Here is a 21,465-nt window from a genome sequence, read left to right as displayed (position 1 = left end):
GCCTTGAGCCACCGCTCGGCACGCTCCTCCGCTTCTTCTACCAACTCCACCACTTGAAACCCGTCCTTCAGGTAGCCAAGACCAGTTTCAGGATCCCGTGTCAGGATACGCTCATCCGGGCCTTCAAACATCTCCCAGATAGGCTGTCCTACAGTCTCTTCCGGAATGACCCTCACTGGAACACCAGCTTCCCGTGGCTTCCCATGACGGCCTTTAAATCTCTCCTGAACCCTCGGTTCAGGACATTCTGGAGAAATCCGGGTGGATCTGACAGATCCTCCGGACTCCCCGTAAGTACTATCTTCTCCGGTCTCCAGCGTTTTACCGCCCGAAGACCTCAGCCATGAATTATTGGTTTTCTCCATGTGCTGCCTCCTTTCCCCCGTCCTCTCTCCGGCCAGAGTACCAAAGACTCAGAAAACGCCGGGGGAAAGGAGGTTCACCGCGCTATCCGGTCAAAGGGGCCTGGCCGGAGAGAGGGCGGGGGAAAGAGAGAAAGGAGAAGACATTTCTCGTCCGCCATCAGAAGATCTGAAAATGTCAAAGAGCGATTGCTAATTTCTAATGTGAGCATACTATGAAGGCCCAGAGAGATAACTATATTGAGAAGGACAAAAGGGAGGGATTTATGGCAGGAATCCGGATCACGGCAATTCTTGATGAACTTTCCATGAGATTGCTCATTGCTATCGCTCCTCGCAATAACATCGCGATACTCAAGGTCGTCATGTGAGCGAAGCGAAGCAATCTCTATCGATATTCACTAAGAATTGCTGGAGGCGCTTGCTGGCAGTTGTTATCGGCATGCCGGCAAATTCCTTATGGTGGATCTTCGTCTGGCCGCTACTATTTTCGAACTTTACAAAAGACAATATCACCGGCAGGTTGGCCCGCTATTTTCAGCAGGCTGGATTTTCACAAGTAGACGGCCCCAAATATATTGTTCCATGCTACGGAGAATGCGATGATAGAGTTAGGCGGGGCGGTCGGCCTCACAAATGTCAGTCAGGACCTGTTCCGGTGTGCCTTTGGCTATGAATTTTGATAGATGATCTTGCAGGAGGGAAGTTATGGGAATAGAAAATAAGGCCCTGCTCCCTTATTTTTTTCTTGACATTCTACATGCTGTAGAATATAAATAAGGAAAGAAAATTACAAGATGGGTCATGAATCGGAAGGAGAGACAAAAATTGTAGATACGAAGTAAGATAATGGTGTCTTCTAAATTCATCAGTCCTTGAGGAGGCGATTTATGCAAAAAAGATATTTGTATTGCTCTCTTATCTTTGCTCTGTTTTTAATAACTGCTCAGATCATGAGAAGCGAAATGGTACTTGCACATCAAGGGCATGCGGGACCTACAAAGATTTTCATGAATTAGAAGGAAGCCCTCAAGACGATGTTGCCAGAAGGGGGAAAGATCGTTAAGAGGAAGGAAGTATTAAAAAAAGAAAAATACAATGAGGCAGTAAAAAGGTGGGGATATTCCCCTCCGGAAGGGGTTTACACATATTATATCTCGAAGGGTAAAGGAGGGGACCTATTAGGGACATTGTTTATTCAAACTATGGAATACAAACATGGTGACGTCGAACTTGCCGTAGCCTATGACAAAGAAGGCAGTATTAGCGGGATTACAATACTCTCCTGCCCAGAGAAGTTTGTGAAAGAGGTGACAGAGAATATCCAGGCAAGCGGGTTCCTGGATAAATTCTCACACCTCAAGACAGATGATGCCATTGTCAGGGTAAAGGGCTACGACAAAGAACCACAAGAGAGTATTCAATATATTATTGCAAAGGGGATTGAAGGGACGGCGATACTGTTGAAACTCTTCCAGGGCCTTTGATGAAGTGATAGTAAGCAGGATGGATATCCGTTAACAAAAAAGCGTATGAACTCAACAATCATATTCCTTATCATTATCGTCGTATTCATGTTCCTCATGCACCGTGGAGGCGGCGGTATGGGATGCTGTGGTGGTGACCATGAGCATGGTGAGAAAAAACCTGAGAAGGGCGAGCAAAAAGAGGACGAAGAAAAGCACGGAGGGCATAACCATGGGTAAAAGCGAGCAGCAAGACAAAAAGAAATCCCTAAGTACTCTGCTTTTTATTCTTTGCTGTCTTTTGCCTTTAATTATAATTTTTGTCCTTGCAGGCTTAGGTTTCCAAATAAGTCCCTGGCTGTTTATACTCATCCTGTTTGTATGCCCACTGATCTTGTTCCGCCTTATCGGTTACAGTGAAAAAGGCGGGAAAAAGGAAGGAACTGAGCCATCGGAGAAAGATGTCGTTAAAGAAGCAGAAGGGCAGCCTTCAGATATCACGGCTCAAACCGCCCCAATTATTAAGACGATGGAAGGCCTTTTTAGCTGGGATGTATTCTTTGTGAATAGTATCAGCACTGTTGGCGATACGGTAATGTTTGAAGGCAACCTGAAAGCAAAGCCGGCGGTTGCACTGGATACATTAACAGGGCGGTTTAAAGATAAGTTTGGTAATAAGTATCAGTTGTTTTTGCAGCAGGATTCCGACGAAAGGCCTGTTATCGTTGTTGTACCAACGAATGAGGCGGCTATTGGCGAAAAGGCAAAAGCAGCATCCAATCCTTTGATAAATATTTTACTTTTCATGGCCACAATTGTAACAACCACTATGGCAGGCGCCTCACATCAGGGTGTAAACCTCCTGGTAGAACCATCAAAATTTACCATCGGGCTTCCCTACGCATTCGGGATAATGGCTATCCTTGGGATTCATGAACTTGGCCATTACATCCTTGCCAGAAGGCACGGTATCGTTACTACATTTCCCTATTTTATACCGATCCCCTTCGGCCTTGGGACATTCGGCGCCCTTATCCAGATGAAATCGCTGGTAAAAGACAGAAAGGCCCTTTTTGATACAGGGATTGCGGGGCCAATAGCAGGTCTTATTGTAGCCATCCCGATTCTCTTTATAGGGCTTAGGTATTCTATGGTTATTAAGGATGGCAGTGAGGCCGGCGTAAGCCTGTCATCTTCTGTGCTTTTAGCTTTTATTGCAAGGCTTTCTCTCGGGGATGCAATCAGCGTGAGCCATACAGTAATGTTGCATCCACTCGCCTTTGCGGGCTGGCTCGGCCTGATGATAACTGCCTTGAATCTGCTTCCCATAGGGCAACTGGACGGCGGTCATATCAGTCATGGGTTATTTGGCAGAAAAAGGGCAGAGATTATTGCGCACGTGGCATTTTTCGCCATTATTATCCTCGGCATATTTGTATGGTCAGGATGGTTATTCTGGGCAATACTCGTGTTTTTCCTTTCAGGCGCCAAAGGTATGCCACCCATAAATGACGTAACAGAACTTGACCGTAAACGTGTCGTAATAGGTGCTATAGCATTTGTCCTGCTCTTTCTCATCCTGTCGCCGCTGCCTCATGTGTTTTACCGGTCCCTTGGGCTACATTGCCCTTATATTTAGGGGGGTGGAAGATGTCTGCAGTCATTAAAAATGAATTAACGGAGAAGGAGAAAAGGTTCAGTGTGGCCCTTGTCATCCTGGCCTTTGCCCTTTTTGTACTTAACAATAGGAGGGTCGAATGCACACTTCACACGAGACAAATGGCCGCTGGGGATTGCGCTGGGGACTGACACTCCTCGCCTTTCTTGGCATTGCTGCTTTCTTTCTTTTAACGGAGCACCGGGCGCATTTCTTTGGTGTATTGCCATGGCTGCTGCTGCTCGCGTTTTTCGTGCTGCATTTCTGGATGCACTGGGGGCGTGGAGGGCGCCGTACTCACGATGGAGATAAACATACCGGCCATAGGAGGGATAAATCATGAGTGACGCGCCCGCATATGGACTCTGGCCGCTGGTGATTATCAATTCGTTGATCTTTATCATTTTTGCCTTCAGCTTCACCAAGCCGCACACGGCGCGGGACTGGCGTTCATTCGGCGCCTTCTCGGCCTTCCTCGTTGCGCTATTCACCGAGATGTACGGTTTTCCGCTAACGATTTACCTGCTGTCGGGCTGGTTACAGAGCCGCTATCCGGGCGTTAACTGGTTCGCGCACGATTCCGGTCACCTCCTGGAGATGCTCTTTGGCTGGCGCACCAATCCTCATTTTGGTCCGTTTCACATACTGAGTTTCATCTTCATCGGCGGCGGCTTCTCCGTGCTCGCGAGCGCCTGGCGGGTGCTGTATGCGGCGCAGCAGACCCATATACTTGCGACCACGGGGCCGTACGCCAGTATCCGCCATCCGCAGTACGCTGGCTTCGTGCTCATCATGTTCGGGTTCCTTGTGCAATGGCCGACGCTGCTGACGGTAGTCATGTTTCCGGTGTTGGTTTTTATGTACATACGCTTGGCGCGTCGGGAAGAGCGGGAGGTTGTGGCGAAGTTCGGCGACGAGTACGCACGGTACGCGGCACGCACGCCTGGCTTTTTCCCACACCTCCGCTCCAGGGGCGGTTCGCAGGAGCGCAATACCAGAAGCGGCGGTCATCATTAAGAGCGAGTTGAGTCACCATGAAGCACCGGATCATTGTACAACCACTTGGCGACTTTCCTATCGAAGAACTCGATGTTGAGATGGCTCCGGCAGGCAAGGCCGGGAAGGAATAAAGTGATGGGAACCGTGCTCATGTGGGTGGCAGTGATTGCGTTCGGCCTTGGTGGCATTGCCCAGATCGCCGAGGGGAAGAAGTTGCTTGGACTTGGCCTCCTATTGTTGTCCGCAGCCAATAGATAAGATGGACATTATCCCGTGGTAATGCGCAGGATTAGCCAGGAGGTGTGAGAAATGGAAAAGAAACAACAATTTTCTCTTTGGTATTTTGTGGTCACGCTTTTGATTCTGATTGTGCTTCAGACCTATCTGTTTGTACCGCATGCCGAGAATCTCTCTTATAGCGATTTCAAGGTGCTCCTGAAGGCCGGAAAGGTGTCGGATCTCAGTCTGGGGGAACGGACCATTACAGGGATCTTAAATAAGGAAGGGCTTGAGGGATTTCTTCCAAAAGAGAAGATTGACAAGCTGAAGCAATTTGGCAAGGGAGAGCACCGCTTCGTAACGGTCCGTGTGAATGACCTGTCCCTGATCCAGGAGTTGGAGGCCGCAAACGTGCGCTTTACCGGCCGGGAGGAAAACACCTGGTTCTCAACCCTGCTCTCCTGGATTCTTCCCGCGGTTTTCTTTTTCGCCCTGTGGAGCGTTCTCATCAAGCGTATGGGGGCAGCCAGTGGTATGCTGGAGATTGGTAAGAGTAAGGCCAAGGTCTACATGGAGAAGCAGACCGGAGTGACATTTGACGATGTGGCCGGCATAGATGAAGCGCGCGAAGAGCTGATGGAGGTGGTAGAGTTTCTCAAAAATCCCCAGCGGTACTGCCGCCTCGGAGGGAAAATCCCCAAGGGGGTTCTGCTTGTGGGGGCTCCCGGAACTGGCAAGACTCTGCTTGCCAAGGCGGTAGCCGGGGAAGCCGGAGTCCCGTTCTTTAGCATGAGTGGTTCGGAGTTTGTCGAAATGTTTGTAGGGGTGGGGGCGGCCCGTGTGCGGGACCTCTTCGCACAAGCTCAGCAGAAGGCCCCCTGCATCATTTTCATTGACGAACTGGATGCCCTCGGAAAGGTTAGGGGTTTTAACCCGATCGGAGGACACGACGAGCGCGAGCAGACGCTTAATCAGCTTCTGGTGGAGATGGATGGATTCAAAACGGAAAAAGGTGTCATCATTATGTCCGCCACCAACCGGCCCGAAATTCTGGATCCGGCATTGCTGCGCCCCGGGCGTTTTGACCGGCATGTGGCTCTCGACAGGCCGGACCTGAAAGGCAGGGAGAATATACTCCGTGTCCATGCCAAGCATGTGACCCTTGCTCCGGATGTAAACCTTTCCGTGATTGCTGCAAAGACACCTGGATTTGTTGGGGCTGATCTGGCCAATCTGGTGAATGAAGCGGCCCTTCTGGCTTCGCGAAAAAACAAGAACGGCGTGGAAATGACAGATTTTGACGAAGCCATTGATCGAATCGTGGCTGGCCTTGAGAAAAAGACTAGGGTGATGAATCCAATGGAAAAAAAGACCGTGGCCTATCATGAGGCAGGCCATGCCTTGGTGGCTGAGTCCCGTTCTCATGCCGACAAAGTTTCGAAGATTTCCATCATCCCCCGTGGTGTGGCAGCACTGGGTTACACCCAGCAGCTTCCCACGGAGGACCGGTACCTCCTGAAGAAAACCGAGCTACTGGATCGTCTTGATGTACTATTGGGAGGTCGGGTAGCTGAGGAGATCGTCTTTAGCGATGTCTCCACTGGGGCGCAGAATGATCTCCAGCGGGCTACCGACATGGTTCGCCACATGGTCACCAGGTATGGAATGAGCGAAACCCTGGGGCTGGCCACCTTCAAAGAGCCGTCGGCGACGTTCCTCAACGTCCCTATGCCTCAGGGGCAGAGGGAATACAGCGAGCGGACCGCCCAAGCGATCGACGAGGAGGTTAAAAAGCTCCTGGACGACGCTCATGCCCGCGTGAAGGAGACCCTGATCAGCAAGCGGATGACACTGGAAGCTCTGGCGAAAGTTCTTCTGGAAAAGGAGGTAGTGGATCGAACTACGCTGGAGAAGATGAAGGCAAATCGGAATGCATGAGCAGACACTGGCAAATGCGTAAGGAGGAGGTGATGTCATGGCTAAAGATCCTGTTTGCGGGATGGAGGTGGATGAAGAAAAAGCTTCTAAAATTACATACAAGGATAAAATGTATTATTTCTGCTACGCCTCGTGCCAGTGGGCCTTTGAGGATTCGTTGGAGTCCCTAAGGAGCAGGAGTTGGCAGAAAAGATACGGGGCACGGAGATGTAAAATGTCTGTACTGACGGAAGTTATGAAGGAGGAGTCGATAATACATGACAAGGATAGAGAGACTCCCTGCCCTGACTGTCCGGTAGAGTCTGCGTTTGAAAGAGGGAATGGCAGCGATTCACAAGACGAACGTGGGATAATATCGGGGTTTTCTTGTTTTTCATAAAAATTTGTGGCATAGTAATTCTACGCATGGTAGAAAATGCCGTAGAACAGTCTGACCATCGAGGGAAGGACAAAATTAAGGAGGTGACCGTATGGACGCGTTGAAACACCACCACATCCGATTCAAACAGGCGCCAGTCTGGGGCGGGGCGCCCGAATGGGAGGCAAAAATCAGCGAGATCCAGGGCGTAACCAGGGTCAGGATCGACGCGGAAAAGGGGGACTGTCTTGTAGAGTATAACCTCCTCAAGTGCAGGGAAGAGGAGATCGAGAGACGCTTGATCGAGGCAGGGTTTGTATTGGATGAGAGCCTCAAAGAAAAAGTCAAAAGGGGCTGGGTCCATTTCACGGAGGAGAACGAGCAGGCAGAACTCAAACATGGAAGAACTGCCCCCTGCTGCGGCAATGTGGAAGAGATCGAGAGAAGGAGAAAAATGGGAAAGTAGGGAATAGGCATAAGGGTGAAAACCATTCATGAAAAAATGAATTGCCGGAGAAGAAGAAAAGGTTCAGGGTGCCTCTTTCATTGGCTGCAGGTGGCAAGATACGGGGTGCTGAAGAGAGCGTGAACGGCATGCAAATGACCCGCTTACAAAATCTGCCCATCCATGTAAAGATACTCTTTAGCTCCTTTCTCCTGACGATAGGAATGGCCTATGTGTTTGCTCTCCTCTACCTCTACCTTCTTGATATCGGTCCGCACAGGGAGGCTGGGATGGGGCTGTTGGAGGGGACTATTCACAAGTATTACGGGACCAGGGGGAACACGCGCCTGGAGAAGGCCCTGAAAGGAGTGATGGGAGAGAGACTGACGGAAGATGCGAAGAGGGAGATTGCTCGCTGGATTCAGGAGGGCGCTTCCGGGGAAGGTTTTATAAAAATAAAGCCCGTATTAGATCAAAACTGTGTGGTCTGTCACAGGCCTGGTTTCGGATTAATCCCCCTTACAAGCTATGAAGAGGTGAAGGCCATTACAGATGTTGACCTTGGGGAATCAATCCGGGCACTCTCCCGCGTTTCCCATATCCACCTCTTCGGGATGAGTTTCATCTTCATCCTGACCGGCATGATCTTTTCCATGAGCGGGATCAATATCTATTTGCGGAGTGTTATCATAGCCTTACCCTTTCTGGCTATCTGGGTGGATATAGGCTCCTGGTGGTTTACAAAATACCAGCCGGCCTTTGCTTATACAGTGATTATCGGCGGCGGTCTGATGGGCCTCGCCTTCGGGGCGCAGATATTCATCTCGCTCTACGAGATGTGGCTTAAGAAGGGATCAGGAGAAAGAGAGGAGGCATAAAATGTCTGTAGTAATGGGAGTTATGGTCGTGCTTATGATCGTGGGCTTCTTAGGTGTGGGAATAGCACCGGCTCACAAGACGGACAAAGCAATGATCTGATAAAGAAAGAATAAAAAATGCCTTTCATTTATAAGGATATTGGCCGTTTCCGGCAGATACTTGCCGTTCTGGCCCGGTATGGCTTTGGTCATCTCGTGGAACGCCTGAGGCTTGCAAAATGGCTCCCTTTTGGCCGGAGGTTTTTCAGGTTTAAGCGACTCCGCATCCCCTCCACTCCAGCGGTAAGGTTTCGCCATGTCCTTGAGGAGCTGGGGACCACTTTCATCAAGTTTGGACAGGTATTGAGTCTGCGAAGGGACATCCTGCCGGAAGAATTTATAGTTGAGCTGCAGAGGCTCCAGGATACAGTCCCGCCATTCCCTGGTACAGAGGCAAAGGAACTGATCAAGAAAGACCTCGGTAGGTCCGTAGAGGATATTTTCCTTTCCTTTAACGAAGATCCCATGGCAGCGGCTTCTATCGCTCAGGTTCATTTAGCGAAACTTCCGGATGGTCAGGAGGTGGTTGTTAAGGTCCAGCGGCCCGGGATACACCAGCAGGTGGAGACTGACGTAAGGATACTCGAGAACCTGGCTAAACTACTGGTGAGATACGTTCCTGAGAGCAGACTTTATGATCCTATCGGCCTTGTGGAGGAGTTTAGAAAAACGATTAGCAAGGAGATGGACTTCAAGATAGAGTTGCGAAGTGCAGAGCGGTTTCGCGCCAACTTTGCCGGCTCCAGGACGGTCTTTGTCCCCGGGGTTATAAAGGAGCTCTGTTCTAAAGAGGTTCTTACTATGGAATGCAGTCATGGGAAGAAGGTAACAGAACTCGATGATCTGCTGCTGTCCAAAAAGAAGGTCCTGGCAAAGAACTTAACAGACGCCTATTTAAAACAGATTTTTGAAGATGGCTTTTTCCATGCGGACCCCCACCCCGGGAATATCTTTGTGCTGGATGATGGCCGGCTCTGCTTCCATGATTTCGGCATGATGGGCAGCCTCAGTCAGGAGATGATGGAGGATATCGCCGACTGGTTCATAGCCTTCCTCGATAAGGATATTGACCGCATAGTTGATATCTACCTGAAGGTCGGGATCCTTGGAGAAGAGGTCAATAGAAATGCCTTTGAAAGAGATCTCGCTGAGTTTGTGGAAGATTATTATAACCTCCCCCTCACTGAATTTTCCTTTGCCGAGGTGATGGAAAACTCCATCCGCATCGGCAGGAGGCACCATATAAGGGTTATCTCAAGCCTGCTGCTTCTGGGAAAGGCGTTTATGACTGTAGAGTATATGGTCAGGACTCTTGACCCCGAATTTAACCTGGTGGAAAGTATGAGACCCTATGCCAGTACTCTCATCAATCGAAGACTTGGACCCCGCCGTATCGCCAGGGACTTGATTAAGTCCCTCATGGATCTGCAGAGTCTTTCCAGGGAGATCCCTAGGGCGCTGCAGGTTTTGATTCAGGACACAAAGGAGAGAAAGGCAGGCTATAAACTCAGGCATGAGGGTCTGGAAGACATGGAAGGCCACATAGACAGGGCGGGTAACCGCCTCGCCTTTGCCCTTGTGGTGGCCTCTATCGTCATTGGCTCATCCATCATCATGCAGACTCACATGGAACCGATGCTTTTCGGTTATCCTGCAATAGGGGTTATTGGCTATCTTGTGACAGGATTTCTCGGACTATGGCTTGTATGGGCCATATTGAGATCAGGAAGATTATAAGTATGTCTGACATTAATAACAAAACTACGGAGGAAAGGACATGAACAGGGCGTCATGGGGAATAGTGGCATTGCTGGCAGTTGTTGCTATCATAATTGTGGCCTCCTATAGATTCAGCACAAAACAGCACATGGAGGTTGTAGAACACAAGCCTCCCTTAGCTGATGTACCAGGGGCTGCGTTCTTTAGTCTCGATGCCATGCAATCCGAGGGAGGAAAAAGGTTTGCACATTACCGGCAGAGGCAGACACAGCAATTGAATACGACAACCTACCGTCTGGATGTCACGTTAAATGACAGAAAATTTTTCAGATTACTTGCAGAGGCAGAGGCAAAGTCCGGGGAAAGTCCGGACTCCCTGTATAAAATTTACGAGGAGCGCTTTGACTTGGAAAAGAAGGCAGTCTTTACCGTGATGATGCACTCCCCGAACGGTCACCTCTTTGATTATGACTTAAAACGATTTGTTGTTCTGAGGGCAGATGGCATAGAATACAAAAACGCAGATTGGAAGGAGTCAAACCAGTCTTCTGAATTTCATAGGCGTGGCATCCTGACATTTTCCATCCCTTCTGAAGCGAAAGGCTTAACCCTGATTTTAAGAGACACATCAGGGAGGATGCCGGATAAAACCCTTGTTTTTCTCCCGGATAAAGAATAACAAAGGTAAAGAATACAAATTGGCGGAAACAAACTCAGATCATCAAAGGAGGAAAGATCATATGAAAAGAGACACAAAAACATCGGGTGTAATCAGGAGGGTCATCATCTTGACAGGCTTCCTGTTCTGGCTTATGCCAGCCATAGCTTCTCTGGCAGCGACGGCTATCGGGGGTGAGAAAAGGCCCGTTCTCTCACCCGCCCTTTTCAAAGGAAAGACCGCCTATACGTATCAGATTGCGAGGGAGATCCCGGCAGTTCTGGATAATATCTATTGTTATTGTCATTGCCAGAAACACTCCGGCCACAATAGCCTCTTGTCCTGCTATACAGATGAACATGGAGCCTTTTGTGATATATGTCAGAACGAGGCCATCAGGGCCTATGAACTCTATAAAGAAGGCAAGGATGTACAAGCCATTAAAAAGATGGTGGACAGGGAGTTTGCAAGATAGCAGGTGCCTTAACTATGTACCGGTTTCTCATCCCACTGTTGATCGGTATTGCCTTTACATGGGCCAGCGCCTTTACGGCTGCCTATTCAAGGCGGTGGGGTGAGCGAGGCGGTCAGATGGCAACCGTGATCCTTCGAAATGTCCTCGGTATTCCCCTATGGTTCCTGGGTCTTGCCCTTGCCTGGCTTACCCCGGCTCCCCTCCTTTTTAGCCCGGGAAGGGATATCCAAACACTGGGTCTGTTGCTGATCAGCGCCGGATTTGTCCCTGTGATCTGGGGGCACATCGTATTGGGCTGGCGCACGCATATGCCTTCCGTGCTTGATACACTGGTGCGGCACAGCCTTTATGCCTATGTACGGCATCCTATCTATACCGGCGGATTTCTGGTCTTTGTTGGACTCGGTTTGTTAAAGCCTACATCGGCTCTGGTATTGGCCTGCATCCTAGGAATAGGCTATCTTATCATCCAGGCCAGGTTGGAAGAGGTAGACCTGGTGCAACGACTGCCGGACTATCGTGAATATATGAAGGAAGTGCCACGCTTTGTACCCCGGTTTAGAAAACGAAGGAGGTAAGTATTATGCGGTCTTTCAAAACGAACAACCATGTGGTGGAAAATGCCGAGCGGCTCGATGTTACCCTGTCGGATGGGAGCAAATGGAAGGCCAAATTGATCGGTGCAGTCCGCAGCAAAGGAAAGGGAAGATTGGGAAGTAGCGGCTTAATATTCCTGTGCATTGGAGCATTGATCTCCTTTTCAGGGATTCTACCTGCCTCTGCTCAGCATGAGGTAAAGACGGTAGATGGGCTTAAGGTCATGCTGGGTGTAATTTCAGTTCAGGAGATCAGAGAGCATCCTGAAAAACATCATGCAATAGAGATGCATGGTGGACCAACGGGGACCCACCACCTACTCATCCACCTTGAGGATGAAAAAACAGGAAAGGAGATTTCCAATGCCTTCGTTACAGTGACTGTCCATGATCCTCACGGAAGAAAGATAACACGTAAGCTGGAGTCAATGGCTATTAATGGCATAACAGACTATGGAAACTACTTTGATCTCTCTGATGTCGGGAAATATCATGCTGATGTGCTGATAAGGCTGGAAAATGGGGAGACGAGAGAGGCATTTTTTATTATCGAAAGAGAACCGGGGCATTAGAATATATCCGGGGGAAAAGGGAAGAGGAGAATATGACGCCAAAAATCACCTTTCTTGGTGCCGCCGAAACCGTTACCGGTTCCCGCTATCTTGTTGAGGCAGACGGCGTGCGCATTCTCGTTGATTGCGGCCAGTTTCAGGGATACAAGAAACTCCGGGAGCGCAACTGGTCGGAGCCACCTTTCAATCCTGCAACTCTCGATGCGGTCATCCTGACGCATGCACACATTGACCATACCGGCTATCTCCCCAGGTTGTGTAGTATAGGCTTCAGAGGGCGGGTGTATTGCACGGGCGGGACCCGCGACCTGCTTGGGGTCCTGCTTCCGGATTCCGGTCATCTGCAGGAGGAGGAAGCTCGCCATGCAAACAAGTGGGGATATACGAGGCACCGTCCGGCGCTACCGCTCTACACACGTGATGACGCCGAACGCTGTCTTTCCCAGATCACTCCGCTAGCGTTTTATGAGAAGTTTAATCCCGCGCCGGATATCCTGGCAAGGTTTACCAGAGCCGGTCATATCCTCGGGTCTGCCTGTCTCACACTGCAAATTGGCGACAGCACTATAACATTCTCGGGCGATGTCGGCAGGCCTGTTGATCCGATCATGAAGCCACCCGATCCACCCCCTGCATCCGATTACATCGTAGTCGAATCAACGTACGGCGACCGCCGGCATTCAGTAGAGGATGTCGCTGAGACACTCGCACGGGTGGTGAACGAGACGGTCCGGAGCAATGGAGTGATTCTCGTACCGGCCTTCGCCGTTGGTCGCGCACAGCATCTGCTGCACCTGGTGGCCCGGCTGCAGGAAAAGGGACATATCCCGGATATTCCGGTCTTTCTCGATAGCCCGATGGCTATTGAGGCAACGGCTATCTTCTGTGACCACAAGGACGATCACAGGCTTTCCGGAACAGAATGTCATGCAATGTGCCATGTGGCAAAATACTCCCTGACGCCCGACGACTCGAAGGCAATTGACCGGCGTTCCGATCCGATGATTGTCATCTCGGCGAGCGGGATGGCAACGGGAGGGCGGATTCTTTATCACCTCCGCCGTTTCCTGCCTGAAGAAAAAAATACCGTCTTCTTTGTGGGTTATCAGGCTGCAGGCACACGCGGACGGTCGCTCGTTGACGGCGCTGACGCAATCAAGATCCATGGACAGTACGTACCCGCAGGGGCACGTGTGGTTCAGGTCCATGGCCTTTCTGCTCACGCGGACTATGCCGAGCTGATCGTCTGGCTGCAGCAGGGCAAGCTCTCCCCGAAGCGTGTCTTTGTAACTCACGGAGAGCCGTCTGCGGCCGATTCCCTCCGGCGCCGCCTGAAGGATACATTCGGGTGGGACATAGTCGTACCCGGGGATGGCTCCACCTGGACGCTGGAGTAAACCGTATGCACTGGACTTTCGAATGGACTAATATGGAAAGAAATATACAGGGATCATGGATAATAATGCTGGTCATAGCTCTCGCCGGTTCATTATTCACGTTCACGCCAAAGATCGTCAGCGCAGACGAGCTTATAGTTGGAAAAGAAATCATACGGCGGATGGACACCCTCATGCGCGGTGATACAATGACAGGCGTCTATGAGATGACGATAAGAGACCCGAACTGGGAAAGGGCCTTAAGGCTCAGCGCATGGGAGAACAGGAAAGAAAAGAAAGCCGGGATGCATTCGTTGTATATGGTGTCAGGGCCAGTGTGATGTTTTAAAAAGATAATCCGGGACTCACAGTCAGAGAAGCGTGAAATTGCACTGGATATTTTTCCCTGCTTTTTCTTCTTGACATTCTACCACTTGTAGAATATAAATAGGGGGGAATTTTTGAAAGGAGAAATGGAATGAAGAAAATTAAATGGATGTTTGTGGCAACTCTCCTCTGTAATTTAGTATTATTGAATTGGGCTAATGACGCATCTGCTATTCCGACCTTTGCGAGGAAACACAACATGCCCTGCAGTTCGTGCCATGCAGCCTTTCCAAAGCTCAATGACTTTGGAAGGCATTTCAGGGAGAACGGCTATCGTATGCCGGGCGACAAGGGGACATATATTTATCAGGAGGCTGTTCCCATCTCTGCTGCTGTCAATATAGGCTGGGAGAGTGAAAACGCTGAAGAAGGTGCAACAAAAGATAGCAGGAACTCTATAGACTTTGAGGAGGCCAGATTATTTGCAGGAGGTACACTGGTCCCGAAAGTCTCCTATTACACAGACCTGAAGCTCTTTGAGAAGACACCCTCTGAGGCTGCGGAACTGCAGGAGGCAGTGTCAGGGGAACATCTTCAGGCATTTGTCATTTTAGACGATCTGCTTCCTGACAGGATACCGGAGGGTTATGTAAACGTTGCTATTGGGGTCAGAGAAATTGATCTTCCTGTCTCGCCAATGCGGAGGCTGACAGAGAGTCAGTATCTTATTTTCAATACAATGCCTATGGCCATGGGCATGAGTTCAGAGGAGTTCATGAACGGTCTCATGTTTATGACCCCGCAGACCGGCATTGAAATCAAAGGAAATCTCCCGCAGGGTTTCCACTATGGAGTCAGCCTGCTCAATGGAAGGGGAAGCATGGCGGATAATAACGACAGGAAGGATATATACGGGAACATCCGTTATACCCGCAATGGAAATACAATAGGAGTACTGGGGTACAATGGCAAGAACGTCCTTGCCGATGTAACCGACCCTGCAAATATTGCAGCCGGTCCCGATGCGGACATTACACGATACGCCGTTAGCATAGATGCAAACATCCATGATAGTTTCAATGTTCTCGGTATGTACATGTGGATGAAGGACAGCTATGATGAGGCCCTGATGTTTAATGCCATGGATAGTTCAAAAGATCGGGAATTCACGGGATATTTCATCGAGGCGGATTATCCTGTGATGCCGCAGCTTACAGCCGCCCTTAGGTGGGACAATGTAACAGATAAAGATAACAGCAAGGATCAGACCCAGGCAACAGTCAATCTGAGCTACTTCTTTGCTGAGAATACGAAGTTCCTCTTTGAATACTCCAAACTGGAGACAGACGCAGATTTCAATCTGTCAGAAGAGGCGACGCAGGAGAAATTTCTGGCAAGGGTCAGTTATGCCTTTTAGTTTGAAGCAGAATGGCAGGTAATAATAAAAGGGAGGGAATTGCCATGAAGAAATTTACAAACATAGTAATGGTGGCTATCCTTGTAGCATTGCTGGTTCCTGCATTCTCTGCAGCAGAGGAAATGAACGGGGATCAGACGATGCCTCTATCCCACTCTATGGATGAAAAGGGGATGGAGGAGATGCACAAGATGATGCCGCGTATGATGCGGAATATGATGGAGATGATGCAGGAGATGATGGGGATGATGAAAGGGACTGTGTCAGAGGAGAAAGATAGGGAGAAGTTAGAGGGGATGATGCAGCATATGGAGAGGATGATGAAGGGATATGACGAAACGTTGAAAGGTGCAGGAAATGAAAAGATGAGTGAGGCAACAAGGTCTGGACCTATCTCAAAAAGTGATGAAGCAGGCGGTGTAACCATTGCCGTCACCTATCTAAACCCCGGGGAAGGCGGTCCTGCCTTTGAGATCAAGCTGGATACGCACAGCGTGGATCTCGAACAGTATAAGCTGGAAAATATGGCATCTCTGCGAGATGATACAGGCAAGGAATATGGCATCCCTGTTATGGAATCCCCTTCCGGTTCAGGCCATCACAGGGCCGGAATTCTCAGATTTAAAGGGGTGGATATCTCCCGGTTAAAGGCTATTGAACTGGTGATAAAAGATGTGGTGGGGGTCAAAGAGAGGGTCTTCAGGTTTGAGATAAAGAAATAAAAGTTGTCATCTTTTGCGTGAACTCCTCAGGAAGATTTATGCTGTCAAATAAAGTATCACTGCAATGCATCGGGGCGGCAAGGACCATAACCGGTTCAAAACATCGGCTCAAGACGCCGGAACTGAATATCCTGGTTGATTGTGGACTCTTCCAGGGTATCAAATTATTCCGGTAAAAAACTAGGAACCCTTCTGGAAGTAACTACTTATAGGTCGGAGAAGATAGGATGGCAAAAGATCCTGTATGCGGGATGGATGTAGAACCCGATAGTGCGGTCGGGAAGAGCACCTATCAGGGTGAGACGATCTACTTCTGTTCCCTTCCGTGCAAGGAGCGCTTTGACGCTGATCCTGATGCATCTATCAGGCCTCACCTCACCCCTCTCCCAAAGGGAGAGGGAGCGAAAAGGATGATGGCCGCCGGCCCCGGCGCCACAGAGACGGCCAAGGACCCGATCTGCGGGATGGTGGTGGACAAGCAGAAGTCTCTGCGAAAGGAGTTAGGGGGGAGGACCTACTACTTCTGCAGCGAGGGGTGCCTGAGGACCTTTGAAGCCCCGGAGGAAGAGCTTAAAAAGATGAAAAAGAGGGTGACGATCGCCCTCTTTGGCGTCCTGGCCCTCGCCATTCTCAGGGCGGCCTTTTTCCTCGGTCTTGCGGCAGGGGCAACGATTGTCACCTGGGCGCCCATACCGCAGCTCCCCTGGTTTACCTGGGGGATGTGGCTCTTCCTCCTGGTCACCCCGGTCCAGTTCATAGGCGGCTGGAGTTTCTATAAGGGTTCCTACAATGCAGTCAAGAACCGGATGATCAATATGGACTTCCTGATCGCCCTCGGGACAAGCGTTGCCTATATCTATTCGGTCATCGTGATCTTTGCCCCGGACATCCTACCTGTGAAGGTTGCGGAAAGGGATGTATACTTCGAGGTTTCAGCGGTCATTATCGCCTTTGTCCTCCTCGGGAAATATATGGAAGAGATCATCAAGAAGAAGTCTTCGGCGGCTGTCAGGAAGCTGATGGACTTAAAACCCCAGACGGCTCATGTCATCAGAAGCGGGGAGGAGATGGAGATCCCGGCGGAGTTTGTTCAGATAGACGATGTGGTCGTTGTCAGGCCCGGCGAGAAGGTCCCTACGGACGGCGTTGTGATCGAGGGCTCATCCGCCGTGGATGAAAAGATGATCACAGGCGAGAGCATCCCTGTGGAAAAGAAGGCGGGGGATGAAGTCATCGGCGCCACGATCAACAAGGTCGGGATGCTCAAGTTCAGGGCCACCCGGGTTGGGGTGGAGACGACCTTGAGTCAAATCATCAAGATGGTGGAAGAGGCCCAGGCATCTTCCGCGCCTATCCAGAGGATCGCCGACCAGGTGACCGGGTATTTTGTTCCTGCCGTGGTAATCACGGCATTCCTTGCTTTTTTTGGCTGGTGGATCACCGGAAATTTTCCCCAGGGGCTCCTTGCCTTTATAGCCGTCCTGATTATCTCCTGCCCGTGCGCCCTCGGCATAGCCACACCAGCCGCATTGATGGTCGGTGTCGGTAAAGGCGCCGAGGCTGGTATTTTGATCAGGGGAGGGGAATATCTGGAGAGGGCGCAAAAGCTCTCCACCGTGGTACTGGATAAGACCGGGACGTTGACGAAGGGGGAGCCCTCGGTTACGGATATTATCGTGGCAGCAGTGAGCAGTGAGCAGGTAGCAGGTGAGAAGTTAGAAGTAAGAAATAAGAAATCAGATGTTGGTGAGGATGAGATTCTTCAACTTGCCGCAATAGCTGAGAAGGGTTCCGAGCATCCACTTGGAGAGGCCATTTTAAAGGCGGCGAAGATGCGGGGGTTGGAGATCCCTGATCCCGAATCCTTCGAGGCTATACCTGGCCACGGGGTAAAGATCGGTTATCAAGGCGAGTCGATCCACATGGGGAATAGAAAACTGATGAAGGAGAGCGGGATCGCTATAGAAGGTCTTGAGGATAGTCTGAGAAACCTTGAAGAGCAGGGGAAGACCGCCATGCTTATTGCATCCGGGAAAAATATCATTGGAATCATCGCGGTAGCGGACACCCTTAAAGAGAGTTCCATTGCGGCCATTAAAGCCCTTAAGAAAGAGGGGGTGGAGGTCATCATGCTCACTGGCGACAATGAGCGGACGGCAAAGGCAATCGCAAAGCAGACAGGGATAGACAATGTTATCGCCAATGTCCTTCCGGGGGAGAAGGCAGGCGTCATAAAGGGTCTACAGGGAACCGGTAAGGTGGTGGCCATGGTCGGCGACGGAATAAACGATGCCCCGGCCCTGGCCCAGGCGGATATCGGGATCGCCATCGGGAGCGGCTCGGATGTGGCCAAGGAGACAGGCGGCATCATCTTGATAAAGGACGATGTCAGGGATGTGGTCGCTGGGATAAGGTTATCCAGGGGGACTATGAGAAAGATAAAGCAGAACCTCTTCTGGGCCTTCATATACAACTCCATCGGGATTCCGATAGCGGCGTTGGGTTTCTTAAACCCGATCATTGCCGCCGCTGCCATGGCGCTAAGTTCTCTTTCAGTTGTCGCCAATTCCGCTACACTAAAGGCGCTCAAGATAGGGGTTGATTAACTTGATGGAACCTGTTCCCCATACGCGCGGTATGTTGCTTGACTGGCTCGCCCCCATCTACGACTGGGGCTGCCCCAAGATCGGGATCGGCCCCACATTTCGGAATACCACCTTACGATATGCCGGCCTAAAAGCCGGGGAGCAGGTCCTCGATGTTGGATGCGGCACAGGGGTATTAACACGTCTCGCAGCCGATGTTGTAGGTCCAACGGGACAGGTTATCGGGATAGACCCGGGACCGAAGATGATCGCTATTGCGAGAAATAATACCGCACAGGAGAGGAGTCGAGCCGAGTTCAGGCTGGACGCTATTGAAAATCTTCCCTTTGAGGACGACCGTTTTGATTGCGTCCTTTCCAGCTTCATGATCCATCACCTGCCGCCAGACCTTAAGTTTAAAGGGCTGGCCGAGGTCTATCGTGTTCTGAAGCCCGGCGGCCGTTTGCTGGTTGTAGATATCAGCCGTCCCTCCAATCCTTTATGGTGGTTTTTCATCTGGCCGCTGCTATTCTTACGCGGTCCATTCACAAAAGACCACTTTACCGGCAGGCTGATTGGCTATTTCCTAGAGGCCGGGTTCTATCCGGTAGAAACAGTGGGGCACTGGGCAGGCATTGTAAGTTTCTGGCTGGCACATAAGCCACAGGAGTGAGCGGTAAAAATCAATCCTGCATTTATCCTGTAAAAAAATCTGTAAAAAAAGTGATTTTTTTGCCTATTTTTTTGCCGATTGACTTGCTAATTGAAATTGAGGAATATTTAAAATCGAGGAAGATAGCCCTTCCCAAAATCGTTTCTTTTGTAGTTCTTATAGCCGTTGTTTTCATGTTCACTGGCCTGTCAACGGCTATCTCTGCAGTACATCCAGAGAAGGTAGAAAAATCATGCTGTGATGAACGCAATAACGATGAGAGTAAAAGTCCTGATCATTGTTCCACGCTCGAAATTTCGAAAAGATACAGCCGTATCAGACCTACCTCCAGTACAAGGGGCCTCTTGGTAAGTGGAACATCAGGGCAGGCCACTATATCCTCCCCTTCGGCCTGCTGGCCGATTACGACACGGAAAGACTTGTCTTGCGGACGCTGGAACCTCTAAGCCTTGGGATAAAGCTTGATACGGGCGTTGAGTTGCTGGGATTTGTCAGGGACATGGATTATGCCGTCTCCGTCAGCCAGGGTGTCGGAAGGGAGAGGCTTTCCGATGTGGACGACAACAAGCTCTTCACGGGGAGGATAGGCTGGCAGGGGGATGATGTAAACATCGGGCTTTCGATATTAAACGGAAGAGTCCTTATGGAGGAAGGTTCTTTTATCCGCAACGAAACAGGGGCGGATAGTCTTTATGAGAGGCTCCTCGGTATTGACCTGACATGGTATCACGGCTCTCTTATCCTGAGAGGGGAGGCTACTATTGGAAAGGACAATGATAAAGGTGTCGGAGGATTTTTGGCAAAGGCGGATTACGCCGTAACTCCTGATCTTGAGATCAACCTGAAATACGCCCTGAATTTGCTGAGGAACTCCCCAAATTCATTGCCGGAATCAAAGAGATATTCCAGCCCTGGGAGATCAAAGAGTATCTTGATACCGTGGAGCGGGTGGGGGCGCCGGGTCATGTGTGTACTGATGAGCAGTATGAAACCCTCCGTTCATCAGGCGCTCTTCCAGATGATCCAGTAGGGGAGGCCGAGGATATAATACTAGTAGAGAGGATAAAGAAGTTGTTGCTCAAAGGATAGTCTGCAATTCAATCAAGGGAATCCATAATCTGATCTAACAACAGTTCCTGTTCCAGTTCTTTCATGCTTTTGCTTCGAGATGCATGTTCATATTCCCGGTAGCCACAGATGACGCACTTCCAGCAATACTCTTGAAAGTCCCAGTAAAGGCCCACGGTATTGCCATCCGCCCCGGCGCCGCAGTGAGGGCAGGTGAGTTGGCGTCCGTTGTTCTTACTTCTCTTACCGTTTTTCTTCACTATTATCTTTTTCATCATATCCTCTCTCAGCGACCATCAGGCCTGCGAACTCCTTCTTTTTGATCAGGCAAGACCCTTCACAGAATGGAATAACCAGGGGATCCTCGCACCCGTAGCCGGTGTAGCCGTGACTATAGGCTGAGTGGACCTTGACCGTAATGATCCCCGCTTCGAGAGGTGGCCTGTTCCTTGTAGCATTCCATGTCTGGAGAAGTTCTTCCGCCTGTTGCAGGGTATAGCCTCTGGACTTTAGATGAATAGCCAACCGGAAGGTGGCCACATCCCGGCAGCCCGCACTTACCCCCTCCAGCATCCGCTGGGCGCATGGGAGCAGGTCGCCCTGATATATCTTTAAGCTGCCATTCCTACCTTTTCCCGGAGATTTCCCTTCCAAAATCTCCATGCCTAATCCCTTCATCCTTAAGATTTCCGAGACATCTTGACCCGAAAGCCTGCGACTGCTTGCAAGGTAAGTCCACTGGTCCGGATAGGGTTTGAGGGATACAGGATTCACAAAGAGAGTCCGTCCTCCCTTGACCGACTCTCCTGATAGCGGAAGCCAGATGAAGTTGCCCAGTCCGTTTTGTGGCAGGTCATCCTGCTTGGGAAAGATCTCTGCTTGTACGCTGGCCTTCTTCAGCACTCCCCGTGCAATG

26 protein-coding genes are annotated in these 21,465 nt (G+C 50.3%); 23 read left to right on the top strand and 3 right to left on the bottom strand.

Annotated elements, in window-relative coordinates; translation table 11 throughout:
* The coding region (locus IT392_12980) for a hypothetical protein (GenBank protein MCC6545389.1) at positions 1-365 on the bottom strand (365 nt) is incomplete at its 3' end.
* 212 nt (positions 366-577) lie between these two features.
* On the opposite strand from IT392_12980, the gene IT392_12975 reads away from it, so the two are divergent.
* The 23 genes from IT392_12975 to IT392_12865 all read left to right on the top strand — a co-directional run bounded on the left by IT392_12975 (position 578) and on the right by IT392_12865 (position 20,511).
* Positions 578-733, top strand: a complete 156-nt coding sequence (locus IT392_12975) for a hypothetical protein (protein MCC6545388.1) — start codon at positions 578-580, stop codon at positions 731-733.
* Positions 734-1,399: 666 nt separating this feature from the next.
* A complete protein-coding gene (locus IT392_12970) occupies positions 1,400-1,849 on the top strand; it encodes a hypothetical protein (GenBank protein ID MCC6545387.1) in 450 nt (149 codons plus the stop codon).
* Positions 1,850-1,894: 45 nt separating this feature from the next.
* Positions 1,895-2,068, top strand: a complete 174-nt coding sequence (locus tag IT392_12965; protein MCC6545386.1) for a hypothetical protein — start codon at positions 1,895-1,897, stop codon at positions 2,066-2,068.
* A gap of 154 nt (positions 2,069-2,222) precedes the next feature.
* Positions 2,223-3,467 (top strand): site-2 protease family protein, encoded by a 1,245-nt coding sequence (locus IT392_12960; GenBank protein ID MCC6545385.1) that lies wholly within the window; start codon positions 2,223-2,225, stop codon positions 3,465-3,467.
* A 118-nt stretch (positions 3,468-3,585) separates the two neighbouring features.
* A complete protein-coding gene (locus IT392_12955; GenBank protein MCC6545384.1) occupies positions 3,586-3,828 on the top strand; it encodes a DUF2933 domain-containing protein in 243 nt (80 codons plus the stop codon).
* Positions 3,822-4,502 carry an isoprenylcysteine carboxylmethyltransferase family protein gene (locus tag IT392_12950; GenBank protein MCC6545383.1) on the top strand — a complete coding sequence of 227 codons (681 nt, stop codon included), beginning with the start codon at positions 3,822-3,824 and terminating at the stop codon, positions 4,500-4,502. Before IT392_12955 ends, IT392_12950 begins: the two co-directional genes overlap by 7 nt.
* A 291-nt stretch (positions 4,503-4,793) precedes the next feature.
* Positions 4,794-6,641, top strand: coding sequence for an ATP-dependent zinc metalloprotease FtsH (gene ftsH / locus IT392_12945; protein MCC6545382.1), 1,848 nt, complete (start codon positions 4,794-4,796; stop codon positions 6,639-6,641).
* Between the two features lie 37 nt (positions 6,642-6,678).
* Positions 6,679-7,020 (top strand): YHS domain-containing protein, encoded by a 342-nt coding sequence (locus IT392_12940; protein ID MCC6545381.1) that lies wholly within the window; start codon positions 6,679-6,681, stop codon positions 7,018-7,020.
* A gap of 91 nt (positions 7,021-7,111) precedes the next feature.
* Complete coding sequence (locus IT392_12935) at positions 7,112-7,465, top strand: hypothetical protein (GenBank protein ID MCC6545380.1); 354 nt, start codon at positions 7,112-7,114, stop codon at positions 7,463-7,465.
* Positions 7,466-7,593: 128 nt separating this feature from the next.
* Positions 7,594-8,322: a hypothetical protein gene (locus IT392_12930; GenBank protein MCC6545379.1), complete on the top strand. Its 729-nt coding sequence runs from the start codon at positions 7,594-7,596 to the stop codon at positions 8,320-8,322.
* 117 nt (positions 8,323-8,439) lie between these two features.
* Positions 8,440-10,098 (top strand): AarF/ABC1/UbiB kinase family protein, encoded by a 1,659-nt coding sequence (locus IT392_12925; protein MCC6545378.1) that lies wholly within the window; start codon positions 8,440-8,442, stop codon positions 10,096-10,098.
* A gap of 40 nt (positions 10,099-10,138) precedes the next feature.
* Complete coding sequence (locus IT392_12920; protein MCC6545377.1) at positions 10,139-10,759, top strand: hypothetical protein; 621 nt, start codon at positions 10,139-10,141, stop codon at positions 10,757-10,759.
* A gap of 61 nt (positions 10,760-10,820) precedes the next feature.
* The gene (locus IT392_12915) at positions 10,821-11,213 is read left to right on the top strand and encodes a hypothetical protein (protein ID MCC6545376.1); all 393 of its coding nucleotides are present in this window, start codon (positions 10,821-10,823) and stop codon (positions 11,211-11,213) included.
* 14 nt (positions 11,214-11,227) lie between these two features.
* Positions 11,228-11,791: an isoprenylcysteine carboxylmethyltransferase family protein gene (locus tag IT392_12910; GenBank protein MCC6545375.1), complete on the top strand. Its 564-nt coding sequence runs from the start codon at positions 11,228-11,230 to the stop codon at positions 11,789-11,791.
* A gap of 5 nt (positions 11,792-11,796) precedes the next feature.
* Complete coding sequence (locus IT392_12905) at positions 11,797-12,381, top strand: hypothetical protein (protein ID MCC6545374.1); 585 nt, start codon at positions 11,797-11,799, stop codon at positions 12,379-12,381.
* A gap of 32 nt (positions 12,382-12,413) precedes the next feature.
* Positions 12,414-13,778: an MBL fold metallo-hydrolase gene (locus tag IT392_12900; protein ID MCC6545373.1), complete on the top strand. Its 1,365-nt coding sequence runs from the start codon at positions 12,414-12,416 to the stop codon at positions 13,776-13,778.
* A gap of 5 nt (positions 13,779-13,783) precedes the next feature.
* A complete protein-coding gene (locus tag IT392_12895) occupies positions 13,784-14,098 on the top strand; it encodes a hypothetical protein (GenBank protein MCC6545372.1) in 315 nt (104 codons plus the stop codon).
* 137 nt (positions 14,099-14,235) lie between these two features.
* Positions 14,236-15,501 carry a porin gene (locus tag IT392_12890; GenBank protein ID MCC6545371.1) on the top strand — a complete coding sequence of 422 codons (1,266 nt, stop codon included), beginning with the start codon at positions 14,236-14,238 and terminating at the stop codon, positions 15,499-15,501.
* Positions 15,502-15,545: 44 nt separating this feature from the next.
* Entirely contained in the window at positions 15,546-16,223 is a 678-nt protein-coding gene (locus IT392_12885; protein ID MCC6545370.1) for a hypothetical protein, read from the top strand.
* Positions 16,224-16,261: 38 nt separating this feature from the next.
* Complete coding sequence (locus IT392_12880) at positions 16,262-16,399, top strand: hypothetical protein (protein MCC6545369.1); 138 nt, start codon at positions 16,262-16,264, stop codon at positions 16,397-16,399.
* A gap of 51 nt (positions 16,400-16,450) precedes the next feature.
* Complete coding sequence (locus IT392_12875; GenBank protein ID MCC6545368.1) at positions 16,451-18,829, top strand: heavy metal translocating P-type ATPase; 2,379 nt, start codon at positions 16,451-16,453, stop codon at positions 18,827-18,829.
* 4 nt (positions 18,830-18,833) lie between these two features.
* Positions 18,834-19,481: a methyltransferase domain-containing protein gene (locus IT392_12870; protein ID MCC6545367.1), complete on the top strand. Its 648-nt coding sequence runs from the start codon at positions 18,834-18,836 to the stop codon at positions 19,479-19,481.
* 277 nt (positions 19,482-19,758) lie between these two features.
* A complete protein-coding gene (locus IT392_12865) occupies positions 19,759-20,511 on the top strand; it encodes a hypothetical protein (GenBank protein ID MCC6545366.1) in 753 nt (250 codons plus the stop codon).
* A gap of 67 nt (positions 20,512-20,578) precedes the next feature.
* Here the strand turns inward: IT392_12865 and IT392_12860 are convergent, their stop codons facing one another.
* Together IT392_12860 and IT392_12855 are read right to left on the bottom strand one after the other, a co-directional pair.
* Positions 20,579-20,827 carry a hypothetical protein gene (locus IT392_12860; GenBank protein MCC6545365.1) on the bottom strand — a complete coding sequence of 83 codons (249 nt, stop codon included), beginning with the start codon at positions 20,825-20,827 and terminating at the stop codon, positions 20,579-20,581.
* The coding region (locus tag IT392_12855; GenBank protein MCC6545364.1) for a primase C-terminal domain-containing protein at positions 20,793-21,465 on the bottom strand (673 nt) is incomplete at its 5' end. The genes IT392_12855 and IT392_12860, both read right to left, overlap by 35 nt.

The sequence above is a fragment of the Nitrospirota bacterium genome (assembly GCA_020846775.1).
Taxonomy (GTDB): domain Bacteria; phylum Nitrospirota; class 9FT-COMBO-42-15; order HDB-SIOI813; family HDB-SIOI813; genus RBG-16-43-11.
Note: the sequence above shows the minus strand (reverse complement) of the source record. Positions and strands in the feature narration are given on the sequence as shown.

Coding starts and splice junctions, on each gene's coding strand:
- IT392_12975 (MCC6545388.1), top strand. CDS start 578: ATGAAGGCCCAGAGAGATAACTATATTGAGAAGGACAAAAGGGAGGGA.
- IT392_12970 (MCC6545387.1), top strand. CDS start 1,400: ATGTTGCCAGAAGGGGGAAAGATCGTTAAGAGGAAGGAAGTATTAAAA.
- IT392_12965 (MCC6545386.1), top strand. CDS start 1,895: ATGAACTCAACAATCATATTCCTTATCATTATCGTCGTATTCATGTTC.
- IT392_12955 (MCC6545384.1), top strand. CDS start 3,586: ATGCACACTTCACACGAGACAAATGGCCGCTGGGGATTGCGCTGGGGA.
- ftsH (MCC6545382.1), top strand. CDS start 4,794: ATGGAAAAGAAACAACAATTTTCTCTTTGGTATTTTGTGGTCACGCTT.
- IT392_12940 (MCC6545381.1), top strand. CDS start 6,679: ATGGCTAAAGATCCTGTTTGCGGGATGGAGGTGGATGAAGAAAAAGCT.
- IT392_12935 (MCC6545380.1), top strand. CDS start 7,112: ATGGACGCGTTGAAACACCACCACATCCGATTCAAACAGGCGCCAGTC.
- IT392_12930 (MCC6545379.1), top strand. CDS start 7,594: ATGCAAATGACCCGCTTACAAAATCTGCCCATCCATGTAAAGATACTC.
- IT392_12925 (MCC6545378.1), top strand. CDS start 8,440: ATGCCTTTCATTTATAAGGATATTGGCCGTTTCCGGCAGATACTTGCC.
- IT392_12920 (MCC6545377.1), top strand. CDS start 10,139: ATGAACAGGGCGTCATGGGGAATAGTGGCATTGCTGGCAGTTGTTGCT.
- IT392_12915 (MCC6545376.1), top strand. CDS start 10,821: ATGAAAAGAGACACAAAAACATCGGGTGTAATCAGGAGGGTCATCATC.
- IT392_12910 (MCC6545375.1), top strand. CDS start 11,228: ATGTACCGGTTTCTCATCCCACTGTTGATCGGTATTGCCTTTACATGG.
- IT392_12905 (MCC6545374.1), top strand. CDS start 11,797: ATGCGGTCTTTCAAAACGAACAACCATGTGGTGGAAAATGCCGAGCGG.
- IT392_12900 (MCC6545373.1), top strand. CDS start 12,414: ATGACGCCAAAAATCACCTTTCTTGGTGCCGCCGAAACCGTTACCGGT.
- IT392_12895 (MCC6545372.1), top strand. CDS start 13,784: ATGCACTGGACTTTCGAATGGACTAATATGGAAAGAAATATACAGGGA.
- IT392_12890 (MCC6545371.1), top strand. CDS start 14,236: ATGAAGAAAATTAAATGGATGTTTGTGGCAACTCTCCTCTGTAATTTA.
- IT392_12885 (MCC6545370.1), top strand. CDS start 15,546: ATGAAGAAATTTACAAACATAGTAATGGTGGCTATCCTTGTAGCATTG.
- IT392_12880 (MCC6545369.1), top strand. CDS start 16,262: ATGCTGTCAAATAAAGTATCACTGCAATGCATCGGGGCGGCAAGGACC.
- IT392_12875 (MCC6545368.1), top strand. CDS start 16,451: ATGGCAAAAGATCCTGTATGCGGGATGGATGTAGAACCCGATAGTGCG.
- IT392_12870 (MCC6545367.1), top strand. CDS start 18,834: ATGGAACCTGTTCCCCATACGCGCGGTATGTTGCTTGACTGGCTCGCC.
- IT392_12860 (MCC6545365.1), bottom strand. CDS start 20,827: ATGATGAAAAAGATAATAGTGAAGAAAAACGGTAAGAGAAGTAAGAAC.